The sequence below is a fragment of the Streptococcus sp. LQJ-218 genome (assembly GCF_003428885.1).
Classification (GTDB): domain Bacteria; phylum Bacillota; class Bacilli; order Lactobacillales; family Streptococcaceae; genus Streptococcus.
The window spans coordinates 79,287-95,992 of sequence record NZ_QQRU01000008.1; the positions used below are offsets into that span (position 1 = coordinate 79,287).

The following is a 16,706-nucleotide window of genomic DNA, read 5'->3' on the forward strand; positions in this document are numbered from 1 at the left end:
TCCCTTTATTTATGGTAAAATAAGACTATTAAGTTTAAAGAGGATTCCCTATGAAATTACAAAAACCAAAAGGAACGCAGGATATTTTACCTGCTGAGTCTGCTAAATGGCAGTACGTTGAGGGCTTTGCCCGTGAGATTTTCAAGCGCTATAACTATGCAGAAGTTCGCACGCCTATTTTTGAGCACTACGAGGTTATCAGCCGCTCTGTCGGAGATACAACGGATATCGTAAGCAAGGAAATGTATGACTTCTATGACAAAGGCGACCGCCATATCACCCTCCGTCCAGAAGGAACTGCGCCCGTTGTTCGTTCCTATGTGGAAAATAAACTTTTCGCCCCAGAAGTGCAAAAGCCAAGTAAGTTCTACTACATGGGACCGATGTTCCGTTATGAGCGTCCACAGGCAGGACGTTTGCGCCAGTTCCATCAGATTGGTGTTGAGTGCTTTGGCTCTAGCAATCCAGCTACCGATGTGGAAACCATCGCGATGGCAGCCCATTTCTTGAAAGAAATCGGCATCCAAGGTGTCAAATTGCACCTCAACACTCTTGGAAACCCTGAGAGCCGTGCAGCCTACCGTCAAGCCTTAATTGACTATTTGACACCGCTCAAGGAGACCTTGTCTAAGGATAGCCAACGTCGCTTGGAGGAAAATCCTCTTCGTGTCCTAGACTCTAAGGAAAAAGAAGACAAGGTGGCAGTAGAGACTGCGCCGTCTATCTTGGACTTCCTTGATGAAGAAAGCCAAGCTCATTTTGATGCTGTGCGTCAGATGTTGGAAAATCTTGGAGTAGACTATATCATCGATACCAATATGGTGCGTGGTCTGGATTACTACAACCACACCATTTTCGAGTTTATCACAGAGATTGAGGGCAATGACCTGACAGTCTGTGCGGGTGGTCGTTACGATGGTTTGGTTTCTTACTTTGGAGGCCCGGAAACTGCTGGCTTTGGTTTTGGACTTGGTGTAGAGCGCCTTCTTCTAGTCCTTGAAAAACAAGGTGTGGCCCTCCCTATCGAAAACGCCCTAGATGTCTATGTCGCAGTCTTGGGAGAAGGAGCAAATATCAAGGCCTTGGAGTTGGTACAAGCCCTTCGCCAACAAGGTTTCAAAGCAGAGCGTGATTATCTCAACCGTAAACTCAAAGCTCAGTTTAAGTCTGCCGATGTCTTTGCGGCTAAGACCCTCATCACCCTAGGAGAGAGTGAAGTCGAAAGCGGACAAGTAATGGTCAAGAACAACCAAACCCGAGAAGAAGTGCAAGTGTCACTTGAGACAATCAGCCAAAACTTCTCAGAAATCTTTGAAAAACTAGGATTTTAATAACAGATAAACTGGTCAGGATTTTATTCCTGACCTTTTTCTTTTGCAAAATGACAAAAATCATAAACTTTTTGACAAATATACTTGTCAAAAAGAAAAAGATATGTTACAATGTAAGTAAGTTAAGAGAAAAGGAGAAAGGAGCTATGATGTGGGTAGTAGTATTTATACTATTTCTGATTTTCTTTTATTCTAATAATTCTGAAAAAATCAAGAAACTAGAGAAGAAAATCAAAAAGCTTGAGCGAAAAGAGAAAGGAAACGCAGAAATGTCGAGATTATTGCAAGAATTAATTGGGAAAAATCCAACAATCGTTGGACAAGTGTTTGGAACATCTTTATGGGAAGTTGTGGATGTTGATGAGGAGTGGGTCAAACTACGTAGTGTTGATAAAGAGGGGAAAGAAAAATTCAAGTTGCAACGTATTGAGGATATCCAAGCTGTTGAATTTGACGGAGAGTAGGTGTGTAACATGCAACTAAAAAACCGTTTAAAAGAGCTTCGAGCTCGCGATGGTCTCAATCAAACCGACCTAGCCAAGCTAGCTGGGGTTTCCAGGCAGACCGTTAGCCTACTAGAACGGGATGAGTACACCCCATCTATTATCATTGCCCTGAAAATATCTCACATTTTCAACGAAACAGTCGAATCGGTATTTCGCTTGGAGGAGGACGAGTGATGAACAAGTATAAAGTAATCTATTATGTAGTTGCCATAGCTCTATTAGTCAGCGTGTTTGTACTAATTGGGATGGATCTAGGCTGGTTTAATCCCTATCAAAGTGACCAATTTATTTGGGCCTACTTTGCCCTCATCCCAGTAGTTGAATGGATTGAAAAGAAATCCAAAAACCTAGCAAGTGAATAAGGAGAATGAATATGAAAAAGAAACGAGGATTGTTATTTTTGATGTCTATTGTCTTGGGAGGTTTCTTGGGCATGTTTGTAGGGATGTTTAAGGCACGTGCTGAATCCCACGAAATTATGTTAGATGTGAAAGTCTTGATACCATGGATATCAGGTATTTGTTTACTGATAGGTTTCATTAGTCTTCTTTTGACTTTCAATTTCTTAAAGAAAAGCAGAAAATTTCACTCCTTGTATCAAGAGGAAATGGATGATGATCTGAATGAAACCTATTATGTGCAGATGTATCGGAATCTCGAGTTTGGAACTATTGCTTTTAATAGTGCAAGCGTAGCGATTTTATTGGCTCTCTTCATTTCAGGAAGTGAAGTAATTGTACTCGATATTAGCCATATAACCTTATCCCTTTCCTTTTTGGGATTAGTGTTGGTTTTCAATGCTCAAAATTATCTTTTTAAGACTATTGCGATTGTTCGTCAGATTGGTTTGGTGTTTTTCTCTACACCAAAGGATATCTTGGAGCATTTCGATTCTTACGATGAAGGGGAGCGCAAGGCTAATTTGGAACAGAGTTTTCGGATTTTATTCCAATTAAATAACTATGTCTTGCCAGCTTTGTACTTTCTGATTGCTCTCTTTTCTTTACTGACAGGAGAGATTCAGTTACTAGCCTTCTTGCTTGTAGGAGCAATCCATATTTATATCAATGTGATGCAGTTACCTATGGTGAAACGTTATTTTAAATAAAGGAGTTATCTATGAAATTACTTAAAAACCTTGGCTGGTTTGTTCTTGCTTTCTTATCATTTTTGTTTATCTATGGGACCGTTCAGAGTGGGGCTGTAGAAGCTTTGAAACTAGGCGCTTCACCCTATGCTGTTACCTTGCTCTATGTGGCCTTGGCTGGAGTTTATGTGTACGGCATTTACAAATGGTATCAGAAAGGTCCTGTTCGTATTGAGAAGAGTGGCTTCAACCGATTTATTTGGCTTCCTGCCTTGGTTTGGTTCTTATCTCTGGTTGTCCAGTTTTTCTTGCCAAATGATCCTTCAGTAAATCAACAAATGGCGATAGACTTGACCTTGTCTCAACCACTTTTCTCATTCTTTGCGGTCGTTATTTTTGCTCCTTTGACGGAAGAGCTTATCTTTAGAGGAATTTTGGCGCGCTATCTCTTTCCTAAGCAGGACAATAGTAAACAAACTCTGATTTTCATTCTGGTATCTAGTCTTCTGTTTGCCTTGATTCATTTTCCAGGTGATGTGCAACAATTTTTTGTCTATTTTAGCCTTGGTTTTAGTTTAGGCTTGGCTTACATTAGCAGAAAAGGTCTGGTCTACAGTATTTCTCTCCACGCTTTGAATAATTTAGTCGGCTTTTTGATGATTCTCATGCTATAATAGAGTCAGGAGGTCACATGAAACGAGTAATTTTATTAGCAGTGATTCAGGCAGTTGTTCTATTTTTCATCATTGGGGCGCTAGCTTATGCCTTCAAAGGTGATTTCTTCTACAGCCATCTAGCAGTAGTCTTTGCCCCTATTGCTGGTATCTGGCGTTTTGGGACAGCTTACACAACGGAAATTGTCTTGCCTCGAAAGGCAGCTGAAATCGCTGAAAAGCGTAAAGCAGGCAAAAATTCAAAATAAAAGAGTCCGGTGATGTGTTCATCGGATTTTTGTATTATACTCAATGAAAATCAAAGAGCAAACTAGGAAATAAGCTGCAGGTTGCTCAAAGTACAGCTTTGAGGTTGGAGATGAAGTTGAAGTGGTTTGAAGAGATTTTCGAAGAATATTAGCGCTAATTTTTAGGGACTTTACCTGATTTTTTAAGACTGGCAAACTTTTCTGATGATTTTCATGAAGAGCCTGCGCTTTTATGGTAAAATAGTAACAGAATAAAAGAGGAGAGAAACAATGAAACGTAGTATGTATGCTGGTCGTGTTCGTGAGGAACACATCGGACAAGAAATGACTTTGAAAGGATGGGTTGGCCGTCGTCGTGACCTTGGTGGTTTGATCTTTATCGACCTTCGTGACCGTGAAGGAATCATGCAGTTGGTTATCAACCCTGAAAAAGTCTCTGCAGAGGTTATGGCAACAGCTGAAAGCCTTCGTAGCGAATTTGTTATCGAGGTGACTGGACAGGTCGCTGCGCGTGAGCAAGCCAATGATAAGTTGCCAACTGGTGCAGTTGAGTTAAACGTGACGGCTCTGACAGTGCTGAATACAGCTAAGACAACCCCATTTGAGATTAAGGATGGCATTGAGGCCAATGACGATACACGTTTGCGTTACCGTTACCTTGACCTTCGTCGTCCAGAAATGTTGGAAAATCTGAAACTTCGTGCCAAGGTGACCCACTCTATCCGCAACTACTTGGATGAGTTGGAGTTTATCGACGTGGAGACACCATTTCTTTCTAAGTCAACGCCAGAAGGGGCGCGTGACTATTTGGTACCGTCTCGTGTTAATAAAGGGCATTTTTACGCTCTTCCTCAAAGTCCACAAATTACGAAACAGCTCTTGATGAATGCTGGTTTTGACCGTTACTACCAAATCGTTAAATGTTTCCGTGATGAGGACTTGCGTGGAGACCGTCAGCCTGAGTTTACTCAGGTCGACTTGGAAACGTCTTTCCTTACTGAGCAAGAAATCCAAGATATCACAGAAGGCTTGATTGCGCGCGTGATGAAGGAAACAAAAGGCATCGAAGTGACGCTACCATTCCCTCGTATGAAATACGATGACGCGATGGCTCTTTATGGTTCTGACAAGCCAGATACTCGTTTTGACATGTTACTTCAGGACCTGACAGAAGTGGTCAAAGGTGTAGACTTTAAAGTCTTTTCAGAAGCGCCTGCAGTTAAAGCTATTGTCGTTAAAGGAGCTGCGGACAACTATTCACGTAAAGACATCGACAAGATGACCGAAGTAGCCAAACAGTATGGTGCCAAAGGCCTTGCTTGGGTCAAGGTGGTTGATGGAGAATTAAACGGACCAGTTGCCAAGTTCTTGACTAGCATCCAAGCAGAATTGACAGCAGCACTTACGCTTGAAGATAAGGACTTGGTTCTCTTTGTGGCGGATACGCTTGAAGTGGCCAATGCAACACTTGGTGCCCTTCGTGGACGTATTGCCAAAGAGCTTGGCTTGATTGATAACGATAAATTCAACTTCCTTTGGGTGGTTGACTGGCCAATGTTTGAATGGTCTGAAGAAGAAGATCGCTACATGAGTGCCCACCATCCATTTACCCTTCCACAGGAAGAGACTGCTCACGAATTAGAAGGCGATTTGGCTAAGGTTCGTGCCATTGCTTACGATATTGTCTTGAACGGTTATGAGCTTGGTGGTGGTAGCCTTCGTATCAACCAAAAAGACCTTCAAGAACGTATGTTCAAGGCTCTTGGTTTCTCAGCTGAAGAAGCCAATGACCAGTTTGGCTTCCTTCTTGAAGCCATGGACTATGGTTTCCCACCACATGGTGGTTTGGCTATCGGGCTTGACCGATTTGTCATGCTTTTAGCAGGAGAAGAAAATATCCGTGAAGTCATTGCCTTTCCTAAGAATAACAAGGCAACTGATCCAATGACACAAGCTCCTTCAACAGTAGCTCTCAAACAACTAGAGGAACTCAGCTTACAAGTAGAAGAAGATGAAACAAGCAAAACGAATTAAGCGGTGGCGCTATTATCTGCGCCGCTTTGCTCATCAGATAAAAATTTTACGTGTCTTACAAAGCATCTCTCGCGAAAAATATGATGAGAAGATTTTGGCCTCTCTGGTCTATGGTTTTTTATCAGCAGTAGCGGTCAATTTCTTTTTCCAACCAGGGCATGTGTATTCGAGTGGTGCGACAGGTCTGGCACAGATTATCTCTGCCTTGAGTAATCACTGGTTTGGTTTTCACCTTCCGATTTCGCTGACCTTCTACGCCATTAATTTTCCTTTGATGGTCTTGGCTTGGTATCAGATTGGCCATAAGTTCACTGTCTTTACCTTTATCACGGTGTCCATGAGTTCCTTCTTTATCCAGTTTATTCCTGTGGTGACCTTGACGGAGGATCCCATCATCAATGCTCTTTGTGGGGGTGTTGTCATGGGCTTGGGAATTGGTTTTGCTCTTCGCAACAATATCTCCAGTGGTGGGACGGATATCGTCAGTCTGACCATTCGCAAGAAAACAGGGAGGAATGTTGGTAGTATTTCTTTCTTGGTAAATGGGACTATCATGCTGATAGCAGGTTTGACCTTTGGTTGGAAATATGCTCTCTATTCTGTGATTACCATCTTTGTTTCTAGCCGTGTGACAGATGCGGTCTTTACCAAGCAAAAACGCATGCAGGCTATGATTGTGACCAATCATCCAGACAAGGTAATTGAAAAAATTCATAAAAAATTGCATCGTGGTGCTACCATGATCCACGATGCAGAAGGAACCTATAATCATGAGAGAAAGGCAGTCTTGATTACCGTTATCACACGAGCAGAGTTTAATGAATTTAAACAGATTATGAAACAGGTGGATCCAGGTGCCTTTGTCTCTGTATCTGAGAATGTTCATATTCTGGGACGATTCGTTGAAACAGAAAATTAGTGATCAAAAAAACCAGCGCGAGCTGGTTTTTATTTTTCGATAATTTTGTGGGCGATTAACTGACGATAACAAATTTGTTTATTGCTTTTAGCATCGTTGATAATCTGGAGAATGGTTTCAAGGGAAACACGACCAAGTTCCAGACTATTGATATCAACATAAGCCGCCAAGTTGAGCTTGGGCTTGACCGAGTCGAAGCTGAGAACAGGGACATCCAGTTGGTGTTTAGCAATATAGTCACAGACCCCCTCAGCCAGGAGACTATCAGTTGTAATGATAGCATCAATCTGTGGATCATGCTGAAAGAGGAGTTTACTAAATTGATACCCTTTTTCTTCTAAGAACTCCGTTGCAAAATAGGTCAAATTTCCGTCAATAGGCAGTTGGTGTTGTTTGAGGGCTGACTCATAGCCTGTTAAACGGTCTTGCGTCACGAAGAGTCGCTTCGTCCCTCCAATGAAGGCAATTCGTTTGCAGCCTTTTTTGATGAAATATTCGGTTGCATCAAAACCAGCTTGGACATTGTCGTTATCGACAAGAGGGATAAAAGGTGAGATGGATTTCCCTAGGATGAGGAAGGGGAACTGCTCATCAGCGACCAGCTTGACCAAGGGATCTTCCTCTTCGGCATAAAGGAAAATCAAACCATCCACGCGTTTACCGTAAACCATCTGTGAAATCGCTTTAAGGCGTTCTTTTTCATCTTTACCAGTGGCAATCTGAATGGCGTAGTGGTTTTCAGAGGCGACTTGAGCGATACCACGGAGGACAGATGGGAAGAAAGGATTTTGATAGAAGGCGTCTGAATCGTCAGGAAGCACCAAGCCGATAACTTGGGTATAACTGCTAACCAAGCTACGAGCGTTGAGGTTGGGGTGGTAATTGAGCTCCTTCATAGCCTTGCGAACGCGTTTTTTTGTTTCGTCGCTAATGGTTGATTTATTTTGAATAACACGGGTTACGGTTGAAGGTGAAACACCAGCAGCCTTGGCCACATCTTTAATCGTAACGGGCATAAAAATCTCCTATTTATGGTAATCTGGATCACGGAAATGTGTTTTATAAAAAATAGTGACCAGATATAGAACAAAAAGAATGTTTTGTACAGTGATGAGGGTTGTCATATTTTGACCAAATAATCCCAAAATAAGCGTAATCAGAGTTGGTAATCCTAAACAGTTCAAGATAAAATGGTAGCACTCTTTAAAGGTTCTAAATGAAAAGAGGCGTGATTTCTTAGTGATATAAAGGAGAAGACTAGCTCCTAGAGAGACAATGAAGAAATTTAAACCAAAGAGGACACTGGCACCGAGAACTAAGAAGAGACTGATATAGACACGATTCTGCTGGTACCAGTCTTTAGAAATTGCTTGGGTCAAGCTGTCTTTACTTTTGAAACTCTCAGTCTCAATCGCTCGGTAAGAGATGCGGGTCAGTTCCTTCCCTTCCTTGCTGATGACTAGTTCTTTTGTATCGAAATGCAGTTGCAAGTCCTTAGGTAATTCCTTGCTTTGACTTGGACCAATCACAACAGAAGGCGCTTGACTAGCTGTTCCTGTATAAGTTAATGTGCCATCAACAATTGCAGCGTGTTTAGAGAGGTCTTGGATAACCTCATCTGTTAATGGTTCATAGACGTTATCGATAAAGGTTTCTAGCGGATAAGTCTCCTGAGAGCTGTTTTGGATGGCAATGGGCACCATAGACAAGCTGATAAGGAAGATGCTGGTAAAGAGCAACTGAAACCAGTTGAGTCCGAAACGTTTGGACAGGGGCTTACGAAATCCCCAAATACTTGAAAAATAGGAAAATGGATATGGAAGCATTTGTATCTTTCTAAAAGGTGTTTTCTATATGAGTATTATTATATAGAGAAATGTGCTTTATTTCAAGTCTAGGAGACAAATTGCTTGCTACAAGGATACTATTTACAGTAGCAAGCGCTAATACTCAATGAAAGTCAAAGAGCAAACTAGGAAGCTAGCCGCAGGTTGCTCAAAGCACAGCTTTGAGGTTGCAGATAAAGCTGACGTGGTTTGAAGAGATTTTCGAAGAGTATAAAATGAAAAAGGGTGGCGGGGATATATTATCCCTTGTCGCCACCACTTGTAAGTCCTGAAACAAAGTTCTTTTGTAGGAAGAAGAAGAGAATACAGATTGGAAGGGCGATGAGGATAGCACCTGCTGAGAAGTAGGCAATCTTCATGTTTTTCACATTGCTAACGAAGGTTTGGAGACCGACGGCAACCGTAAAGTATTCTTTCTCACGAAGTAAGAAACTAGAGAGGATGTAGTCCCCGAAAGGTCCCATGAAGGCCCAGAGAGCTTGTACAGCTACCATTGGGCGAACCAGTGGAAGAACAATTTGCCAGAAGCGGCGGAAGTGTCCTGCACCGTCTAGTTTTGCAGATTCGTCTAGAGACATTGGCACTGTATCGAAGTAGCCTTTCATGAGCCAAGCATTCATCGGGATACCTCCACCAACATAAAGGAAGATGAGGAACCAGCTGTGGTTAAGGGCGTTCAACATAAGCGCCATAACGAAGAAGGCTGTCAAAGCGGCCATGGTTGGCACCATTTGGATAATCAAGAAGAAAACCAAACTTTGTTTACGAGCCAAGAAGTTGTAACGGCTGTAGGCATAACCAGCAAGTACGATGATACTTGTTTGAACCGCCATAGTAATCAAGGCGATAATCAAGGTATTGAGATACCAAGTACCGTATAGGGTTTCAGTAAAGAGACCTTTAAAGTTATCAAAATTGAAGTTGATGTTAGTATCGAGTTTAAAGGCTGCGACGTTACCTGCTTTAAAGGCTGACATGATGGTAATCAACAGTGGATAGATAATCACGATTGAGAGACCAATCAAGTAGAGGTAAGTAAGGGTTTGAGTCAGTCTACGTTTGAGTTTGATTGAGTTATTCATCTTAGACGTCCTCCATATCAAATGCGTGTAGTTTCTTGAATGCGATCATAGAGATTGAGATGACAATGATAGAGATAATCAAGGTAACAGCTGCCGCCATTGAGTATTGAGGAGATGTACCTGTTGTCAAACGGTAGATCCATGAGATCAAAATATCAGTTGAACCAGCTCCCCCTCCGACACTACCAGGTCCTCCACCATTGAAGAGGTACATGATAGAGAAGTTGTTAAAGTTGAAGGTGTATTGGCTGATCAAAGTAGGTGCCGCAACTGCCAAGATCATTGGGAAAGTGATGTTGCGGAATTTTTGCCAAGCATTGGCACCGTCAATATAAGCTGCTTCGTAAAGGTCGTTAGGAATAGATTGCAAGATACCCAAAGTTAGAACGTAAATGTATGGGAATCCAAGCCAACCTTGCATCATAATCAAGGCAATCTTAGTCCAAGTTGGGTCTGTTTTCCAAGGAATAAGAGCCCCATCAAGGAAAGGAAGGAATTTAGCCAAGATTGGCAAGACTTGAGTGTTGATAGCTCCGACACTATCGTTAAACATGTTTGAGAATGTCAAGATAGTGATGAAGGCTGGAACAGCCCAAGGAAGAAGGAAAATAACACCGAAGATACGTTTTCCTTTGATAAATGGTTGGTTAGCAATGATAGCTGTGAAGATACCGATGACGATTTGTAAAGTAGAAGCTGCCAAAGCCCAGATGATCGTCCAAGAAAGAACAGACCCAAAGGCTGAACGGAAGGTACTCAAGCTCCAGATATTCGTAAAGTTGGTCAAACCAACCCAGTCCAACAATTTGTTTGGTGGCAAGTGTTGGAAGTCGTAGTTGGTAAAGGCGATCATCAAGGTTACGATAACGGGGAAGATGATCGCAAAAGTCATGGCAACATAAGACGGAATGATCAAGAGGTAAGGGAAGCCATTTTCATAGATTCCTTTGATCATATCTTTTAGCGTAAGTGGTACTGGAATTCCATTGTTAATACGTTTTGCGATTGTATGTGCATCTTTGATATTTGCGAAATAAAAGAGTACATAAACGACTACAAAGATTAAATGGAAGGCACCACGAATCAGCATAAAGAGGGAATTATCACGACCTGGTTTGTCACCAAGAGTGATGAGATTGCTCAATTCAGGGGCTGCAAGTGCTAGGAAATAAAGGACAAATACGATGGTTACACCAAGAAAGATAAAACCTTTGGCTTTTTGTTTATTGTAAATCTGTCCTAACCCAGGAATGATAGACAGCAGGGCTGCTTTACTAGGTTGTTGCTTTTCCATAATAACTCCTTTCATAGGATACTAATTTCTAGTCAAAGACTAAATTATATATGTTTTTATCGATAAATTCAAAGGGGGATTGAATTCCACCCCCCTTGAACAAATTTTTTATTCACCAAATTTTTGTTTGATTGTTTCTTTGATCAATGTTACAGCATCGTTAGCAGCTGTTTTAGCATCTTTTTGACCACTTACAGCATCAAAGAGCATATTTTTCGATGGATCCCAAACTGCAGACATTTGAGAGATGTTTGGTAGTGGTTGAGTGTTCTTGAACTGTTTGATAACAGCTGTTGTCAACTCATCGTTTTTACCTTCAGCGTATGAACGAGCCTCAGTATTTGCTGGGATTTCGTTAGTCTTATCATATAATACTTTTTGTTGTTCAGTTGAAACAAGGAAGTCTACAAATTTTTGAGAAGCTTCAAGGTTCTTAACGGCTTGAGGAATGACCCAGGCTTTACCACCACCGAAGGCAGTATATTCTTTTCCGTTTGGAAGAGTTGGAATAGTCGCAACTCCGTAGTTTACTTTAGCATCTTTAAAGGCTTGAGCTTTCCAAGGTCCGTCGATGATAGCAGCTGTTTTACCTTCTTGGAAATGAGTTTGGATTAAGTTTGGAGCTCCTTCAGTATCTTGCATACCTTTAGGCCATTTTTCGTACCAAGATTTAGCATAGTTGATACCTGCGATAGAACCTTCGTTTGCAAGTCCGATGTCTTTAGGATCTTTACCGTTTTGGCCGAATACGTAAGCACCGTTACCAGCAAGAAGTCCGTATGCATAGTAGAAGTTTGTCCAGTCAGCTAGGAAGGCAGTCGTTTTGCCATCTTCACCAGCAAAGGCATATTTGCTATCTTTAGCAAGGTTTTCTAAGTCAGCAAAAGTTTTTGGAGCTTCTTTTATCAAGTCTTTGTTGTAGTACATAACGAGTGACTCGATAACGGCAGGAGCACCGTAAACTTTACCATTAGCAGACGTTACAAGAGATTTAGTTGTGTCGTCTGTTTTAGCACCATCGCTCAATTTCACTTCTGAAAGTTGTCCGTCAGAACCAAGGCTACCTACACGGTCGTATGGTGCCATCATGATATCAGGGACATTACCAGATTGGTTGTCAAGGGAAAGTTTATCAAGACCTCCTAGGGCGTCACCAGTTTTAACAGTAACTTTTACTCCAGAATCTTTTTCATAAGCTTTAGCAACCTCTTCAATATAGCTCTTGTAACCCTCGTCTACATATACAGTGAGTTCTTTCGCTTCAGATGAACCAGAATCAGCCGCTTTATCAGCAGTTTTGCTTCCGCAAGCTACTAAAAGCAAGCTAGCTAGAGTAACAGTTCCGAGCACAGCAGCGCTCTTCATGAATTTAGATGACATAGTGTATTCCTCCTAAAGAATAACAAATTTTATAATGAGGAAACGCAAACGTTTTCCTTTATGGGACTAGTATAGCACAATCGGAAAGCGGTTGCAAGTGTTTTTTGTAAAAATTTTTAAAAAAATTGAAGAAAAAGTAAACGCTTCATCGTCTTATATATAGTAGAAAATCTCAAAAATCGCTTTTGTTTTAAATTTAAAAAAAGTTGAGAAAACGATTGCCTAATTTACAAATGGAAACTAAAGAGATTTGCTTCTTTCTTGCTAATAAGATAAGTGAAAACCTTATTCCTATTTTGTTTGTTTCTGAAAAGAATATATATACGTGCAAGAAGAAAAAAATTAAAAAAATAATCAAAAAACTTATTTAAAGTCGCTTGCATTTATAGAGAAAATAAGCTATACTAGCAATGGCGCAAACGTTTGCGTTCGTAAAAATGTAATATCTAACTATAAACACATGAGGTGCTTATTATGAAAAAACGTCAAAGTGGTGTCTTGATGCACATTTCTTCTCTCCCAGGAGCATACGGAATCGGATCATTTGGTAAAAGTGCTTACGACTTCGTTGATTTCTTGGTTCGCACAAAACAACGTTACTGGCAAATTCTTCCACTAGGAACAACTAGTTACGGAGACTCTCCTTACCAATCGTTCTCAGCCTTCGCAGGGAACACTCATTTTATCGATTTAGATATTTTGGTGGAGCAAGGCTTACTCGAAGCTAGTGACCTTGAAGGGGTTGACTTTGGTAGTGATGCGTCTGAAGTTGATTATGCGAAAATCTACTATGCACGTCGTCCTCTTTTAGAAAAAGCGGTAAAACGTTTCTTGGAAGTAGGAGATGTTAAAGATTTTGAGAAGTTTGCTCAAGACAACCAATCATGGCTTGAACTCTTTGCAGAGTATATGGCTATTAAAGAACATTTTGACAATCTTGCTTGGACTGAATGGCCAGATGCAGATGCTCGTGCTCGTAAAGCTTCAGCCCTTGAAAGCTACCGTGAGCAATTGGCAGATAAGTTGGTTTACCACCGTGTGACTCAATACTTCTTCTTCCAACAATGGTTGAAATTGAAAGCTTACGCTAACGACAACCACATCGAAATTGTTGGGGACATGCCAATCTACGTAGCGGAAGATTCAAGCGATATGTGGGCAAATCCACATCTCTTCAAGACAGATGTCAACGGTAAGGCGACTTGCATCGCAGGATGTCCACCAGATGAGTTTTCTGCAACTGGTCAGCTTTGGGGTAACCCAATCTATGACTGGGAAGCAATGGACAAAGACGGTTACAAATGGTGGATTGAACGCTTGCGTGAAAGCTTCAAAATCTACGACATCGTTCGTATCGACCACTTCCGTGGTTTCGAGTCTTACTGGGAAATCCCTGCTGGTTCTGAAACAGCGGCACCTGGTAAATGGGTAAAAGGACCTGACTACAAACTCTTTGCAGCCGTTAAGGAAGAACTTGGTGAGCTAAACATTATCGCAGAAGACCTTGGTTTCATGACAGACGAAGTTATTGAATTGCGTGAACGTACTGGCTTCCCAGGAATGAAGATTCTTCAATTTGCCTTCAACCCAGAAGACGAAAGCATCGATAGCCCACACTTGGCACCTGCTAACTCAGTTATGTACACAGGAACACACGATAACAATACGGTCCTTGGTTGGTACCGTAACGAGATCGATGATGCGACTCGTGAGTACATGGCTCGTTACACGAACCGCAAAGAATACGAAACAGTGCCACATGCTATGCTTCGTACAGTCTTTTCATCAGTTAGCTTCATGGCAATTGCCACTATGCAAGATTTGCTAGAATTGGATGAATCGGCTCGTATGAACTTCCCATCTACTCTTGGTGGCAACTGGTCTTGGCGTATGACTGAAGACCAATTGACACCCGCTGTCGAAGAAACTTTGCTTGACTTGACAACAATCTATCGCCGAATCAATGAAAATTTGGTAGAATTAAACAAATAAGACAATATCAGGAGATACCTTAAACATGTTATCACTACAAGAATTTGTACAGAATCGTTACAATAAAACCATTGCAGAATGTAGCAATGAAGAGCTTTATCTTGCTCTTCTCAACTACAGCAAGCTTGCAAGCAGCCAAAAACCAGTTAACACTGGTAAGAAAAAAGTTTACTACATCTCAGCTGAGTTCTTGATTGGTAAACTCTTGTCAAACAACTTGATCAACCTTGGTCTTTACGACGATGTTAAAAAAGAACTTGCAGCTGCAGGTAAAGACTTGATTGAAGTTGAAGAAGTTGAATTGGAACCATCTCTTGGTAATGGTGGTTTGGGACGTTTGGCTGCCTGCTTTATCGACTCAATTGCGACTCTTGGTTTGAATGGTGACGGTGTTGGTTTGAACTACCACTACGGTCTTTTCCAACAAGTTCTTAAAAATAACCAACAAGAAACAATTCCAAATGCATGGTTGACAGAGCAAAACTGGTTGGTTCGCTCAAGCCGTAGCTACCAAGTGCCATTTGCTCACTTCACATTGACATCAACTCTTTACGATATCGATGTACCTGGTTACAAGACAGAAACGAAGAACCGCTTGCGTTTGTTTGACTTGGATTCAGTTGATTCTTCTATCATTAAAGACGGTATCAACTTTGACAAGACAGATATCGCTCACAACTTGACTCTCTTCCTTTACCCAGATGATAGTGACCGTCAAGGTGAATTGCTCCGTATCTTCCAACAATACTTCATGGTTTCAAACGGTGCGCAATTGATCATCGATGAAGCAATCGAAAAAGGAAGCAACTTGCATGACCTTGCTGACTACGCAGTTGTACAAATCAACGATACTCACCCATCAATGGTGATTCCTGAATTGATCCGTCTTTTGACTGAACGTGGTATCGAACTGGACGAAGCAATTTCTATCGTTCGTAGCATGACTGCCTACACAAACCACACAATCCTTGCTGAAGCCCTTGAAAAATGGCCTCTTGAATTCTTGGAAGAAGTGGTTCCTCACTTGGTACCAATCATCAAAGAATTGGATCGCCGTGTGAAAGCAGAATACAAAGATCCAGCTGTTCAAATCATCGATGAGAGTGGACGTGTCCACATGGCTCACATGGATATCCACTACGGATACAGCGTAAACGGAGTTGCAGCTCTTCACACTGAAATCTTGAAGAACTCTGAGTTGAAAGCCTTCTACGACCTTTACCCAGAAAAATTCAACAACAAAACAAACGGTATCACATTCCGCCGTTGGCTCATGCATGCGAACCCACGCTTGTCACACTACTTGGATGAGATTCTCGGAGAAGGTTGGCACCATGAAGCAGATGAGCTAGAAAAACTCTTGGCATACGAAGACAAAGCAGCTGTCAAAGAAAAATTGGAAAGCATCAAGGCTCACAACAAACGTAAATTGGCTCGTCACTTGAAAGAACACCAAGGTGTGGAAATCAATACAAACTCTATCTTTGATATCCAAATCAAACGTCTTCACGAGTACAAACGCCAACAAATGAACGCTTTGTACGTGATCCACAAATACCTTGACATCAAAGCTGGTAACATCCCTGCTCGCCCAATCACAATCTTCTTTGGTGGTAAAGCAGCTCCAGCCTACACAATCGCTCAAGACATCATTCACTTGATCCTTTGCATGTCAGAAGTGATTGCAAACGACCCAGCAGTTGCTCCACACTTGCAAGTAGTTATGGTTGAAAACTACAACGTTACTGCAGCAAGCTTCCTTATCCCAGCATGTGATATCTCAGAACAAATCTCACTTGCTTCTAAAGAAGCTTCAGGTACTGGTAACATGAAATTCATGTTGAACGGAGCTTTGACTCTTGGTACTATGGACGGAGCTAATGTGGAAATCGCTGAGTTGGTTGGAGATGAAAACATCTACATCTTTGGTGAAGATTCAGAAACTGTTATCGACCTTTACGATAAAGCAGCATACAAATCAAGCGAATTCTATGCTCGTGAAGCCATCAAACCATTGGTTGACTTTATCGTGAGCGATGCAGTTCTTGCAGCTGGAAACAAAGAACGCTTGGAACGTCTTTACAATGAATTGATCAACAAAGACTGGTTCATGACTCTTCTTGACTTAGAAGACTACATCAAAGTGAAAGAGCAAATGCTTACTGACTACGAAGACCGTGACGCATGGTTGGATAAAGTTATCGTCAACATTGCTAAAGCAGGATTCTTCTCATCTGACCGTACAATCGCTCAGTACAACGAAGATATCTGGCACTTGAACTAAGATAGAAATTCAAACTAATACATTTTGT

General features: G+C 41.5%; 16 protein-coding genes. 11 read left to right on the plus strand and 5 right to left on the minus strand.

Annotated elements, in window-relative coordinates:
• Window positions 1-50 precede the first annotated feature (50 nt).
• The 9 genes from hisS (at window position 51) to D2908_RS08080 (ending at window position 6,799) form a co-directional block, all read left to right on the plus strand.
• Complete coding sequence (gene hisS, locus D2908_RS08040; protein WP_117306194.1) at window positions 51-1,331, plus strand: histidine--tRNA ligase; 1,281 nt, start codon at window positions 51-53, stop codon at window positions 1,329-1,331.
• Complete coding sequence (locus D2908_RS08045; RefSeq protein WP_117306196.1) at window positions 1,331-1,795, plus strand: hypothetical protein; 465 nt, start codon at window positions 1,331-1,333, stop codon at window positions 1,793-1,795. Before hisS ends, D2908_RS08045 begins: the two co-directional genes overlap by 1 nt.
• A 9-nt stretch (window positions 1,796-1,804) precedes the next feature.
• The gene (locus D2908_RS08050) at window positions 1,805-2,011 is read left to right on the plus strand and encodes a helix-turn-helix transcriptional regulator (protein ID WP_117306198.1); all 207 of its coding nucleotides are present in this window, start codon (window positions 1,805-1,807) and stop codon (window positions 2,009-2,011) included.
• Window positions 2,011-2,199 carry a hypothetical protein gene (locus D2908_RS08055; protein WP_117306200.1) on the plus strand — a complete coding sequence of 63 codons (189 nt, stop codon included), beginning with the start codon at window positions 2,011-2,013 and terminating at the stop codon, window positions 2,197-2,199. The genes D2908_RS08050 and D2908_RS08055 overlap by 1 nt, the downstream gene beginning before the upstream one ends.
• Before the next feature lie 11 nt (window positions 2,200-2,210).
• Window positions 2,211-2,945, plus strand: a complete 735-nt coding sequence (locus D2908_RS08060; RefSeq protein ID WP_117306202.1) for a DUF3169 family protein — start codon at window positions 2,211-2,213, stop codon at window positions 2,943-2,945.
• An 11-nt stretch (window positions 2,946-2,956) separates the two neighbouring features.
• The gene (locus tag D2908_RS08065; protein ID WP_117306204.1) at window positions 2,957-3,598 is read left to right on the plus strand and encodes a type II CAAX endopeptidase family protein; all 642 of its coding nucleotides are present in this window, start codon (window positions 2,957-2,959) and stop codon (window positions 3,596-3,598) included.
• 17 nt (window positions 3,599-3,615) lie between these two features.
• On the plus strand, window positions 3,616-3,846 hold the full coding sequence (locus tag D2908_RS08070; protein WP_033682917.1) for a hypothetical protein: 231 nt from the start codon (window positions 3,616-3,618) through the stop codon (window positions 3,844-3,846).
• A gap of 270 nt (window positions 3,847-4,116) precedes the next feature.
• The gene (aspS, locus tag D2908_RS08075) at window positions 4,117-5,880 is read left to right on the plus strand and encodes an aspartate--tRNA ligase (RefSeq protein ID WP_117306206.1); all 1,764 of its coding nucleotides are present in this window, start codon (window positions 4,117-4,119) and stop codon (window positions 5,878-5,880) included.
• On the plus strand, window positions 5,858-6,799 hold the full coding sequence (locus tag D2908_RS08080; protein ID WP_117306208.1) for a YitT family protein: 942 nt from the start codon (window positions 5,858-5,860) through the stop codon (window positions 6,797-6,799). The genes aspS and D2908_RS08080 overlap by 23 nt, the downstream gene beginning before the upstream one ends.
• Before the next feature lie 29 nt (window positions 6,800-6,828).
• Here the strand turns inward: D2908_RS08080 and D2908_RS08085 are convergent, their stop codons facing one another.
• The 5 genes from D2908_RS08085 to D2908_RS08105 form a co-directional block, all read right to left on the minus strand.
• Complete coding sequence (locus tag D2908_RS08085) at window positions 6,829-7,815, minus strand: LacI family DNA-binding transcriptional regulator (protein ID WP_117306210.1); 987 nt, start codon at window positions 7,813-7,815, stop codon at window positions 6,829-6,831.
• A 9-nt stretch (window positions 7,816-7,824) separates the two neighbouring features.
• On the minus strand, window positions 7,825-8,625 hold the full coding sequence (locus D2908_RS08090; protein WP_117306212.1) for a DUF1189 domain-containing protein: 801 nt from the start codon (window positions 8,623-8,625) through the stop codon (window positions 7,825-7,827).
• A 260-nt stretch (window positions 8,626-8,885) separates the two neighbouring features.
• A complete protein-coding gene (locus D2908_RS08095; RefSeq protein ID WP_117306214.1) occupies window positions 8,886-9,728 on the minus strand; it encodes a sugar ABC transporter permease in 843 nt (280 codons plus the stop codon).
• Between the two features lies 1 nt (window position 9,729).
• Entirely contained in the window at window positions 9,730-11,022 is a 1,293-nt protein-coding gene (locus D2908_RS08100; RefSeq protein WP_165847476.1) for a sugar ABC transporter permease, read from the minus strand.
• Between the two features lie 108 nt (window positions 11,023-11,130).
• Window positions 11,131-12,402 carry an extracellular solute-binding protein gene (locus D2908_RS08105; protein WP_117306217.1) on the minus strand — a complete coding sequence of 424 codons (1,272 nt, stop codon included), beginning with the start codon at window positions 12,400-12,402 and terminating at the stop codon, window positions 11,131-11,133.
• 474 nt (window positions 12,403-12,876) lie between these two features.
• Between D2908_RS08105 and malQ the strand changes: the two genes are divergently transcribed.
• On the plus strand, window positions 12,877-14,394 hold the full coding sequence (gene malQ, locus D2908_RS08110; RefSeq protein ID WP_117306219.1) for a 4-alpha-glucanotransferase: 1,518 nt from the start codon (window positions 12,877-12,879) through the stop codon (window positions 14,392-14,394).
• 25 nt (window positions 14,395-14,419) lie between these two features.
• Complete coding sequence (gene glgP / locus D2908_RS08115; RefSeq protein ID WP_117306221.1) at window positions 14,420-16,678, plus strand: glycogen/starch/alpha-glucan family phosphorylase; 2,259 nt, start codon at window positions 14,420-14,422, stop codon at window positions 16,676-16,678.
• Window positions 16,679-16,706: the final 28 nt, after the last annotated feature.

Excerpts from the sequence above, each read along its gene's own strand:
- hisS (WP_117306194.1), top strand. The coding sequence starts at position 51 with ATGAAATTACAAAAACCAAAAGGAACGCAGGATATTTTACCTGCTGAG.
- D2908_RS08050 (WP_117306198.1), top strand. The coding sequence starts at position 1,805 with ATGCAACTAAAAAACCGTTTAAAAGAGCTTCGAGCTCGCGATGGTCTC.
- D2908_RS08055 (WP_117306200.1), top strand. The coding sequence starts at position 2,011 with ATGAACAAGTATAAAGTAATCTATTATGTAGTTGCCATAGCTCTATTA.
- D2908_RS08060 (WP_117306202.1), top strand. The coding sequence starts at position 2,211 with ATGAAAAAGAAACGAGGATTGTTATTTTTGATGTCTATTGTCTTGGGA.
- D2908_RS08065 (WP_117306204.1), top strand. The coding sequence starts at position 2,957 with ATGAAATTACTTAAAAACCTTGGCTGGTTTGTTCTTGCTTTCTTATCA.
- D2908_RS08070 (WP_033682917.1), top strand. The coding sequence starts at position 3,616 with ATGAAACGAGTAATTTTATTAGCAGTGATTCAGGCAGTTGTTCTATTT.
- aspS (WP_117306206.1), top strand. The coding sequence starts at position 4,117 with ATGAAACGTAGTATGTATGCTGGTCGTGTTCGTGAGGAACACATCGGA.
- D2908_RS08080 (WP_117306208.1), top strand. The coding sequence starts at position 5,858 with ATGAAACAAGCAAAACGAATTAAGCGGTGGCGCTATTATCTGCGCCGC.
- D2908_RS08085 (WP_117306210.1), bottom strand. The coding sequence starts at position 7,815 with ATGCCCGTTACGATTAAAGATGTGGCCAAGGCTGCTGGTGTTTCACCT.
- D2908_RS08090 (WP_117306212.1), bottom strand. The coding sequence starts at position 8,625 with ATGCTTCCATATCCATTTTCCTATTTTTCAAGTATTTGGGGATTTCGT.
- D2908_RS08095 (WP_117306214.1), bottom strand. The coding sequence starts at position 9,728 with ATGAATAACTCAATCAAACTCAAACGTAGACTGACTCAAACCCTTACT.
- D2908_RS08100 (WP_165847476.1), bottom strand. The coding sequence starts at position 11,022 with ATGGAAAAGCAACAACCTAGTAAAGCAGCCCTGCTGTCTATCATTCCT.
- D2908_RS08105 (WP_117306217.1), bottom strand. The coding sequence starts at position 12,402 with ATGTCATCTAAATTCATGAAGAGCGCTGCTGTGCTCGGAACTGTTACT.
- malQ (WP_117306219.1), top strand. The coding sequence starts at position 12,877 with ATGAAAAAACGTCAAAGTGGTGTCTTGATGCACATTTCTTCTCTCCCA.
- glgP (WP_117306221.1), top strand. The coding sequence starts at position 14,420 with ATGTTATCACTACAAGAATTTGTACAGAATCGTTACAATAAAACCATT.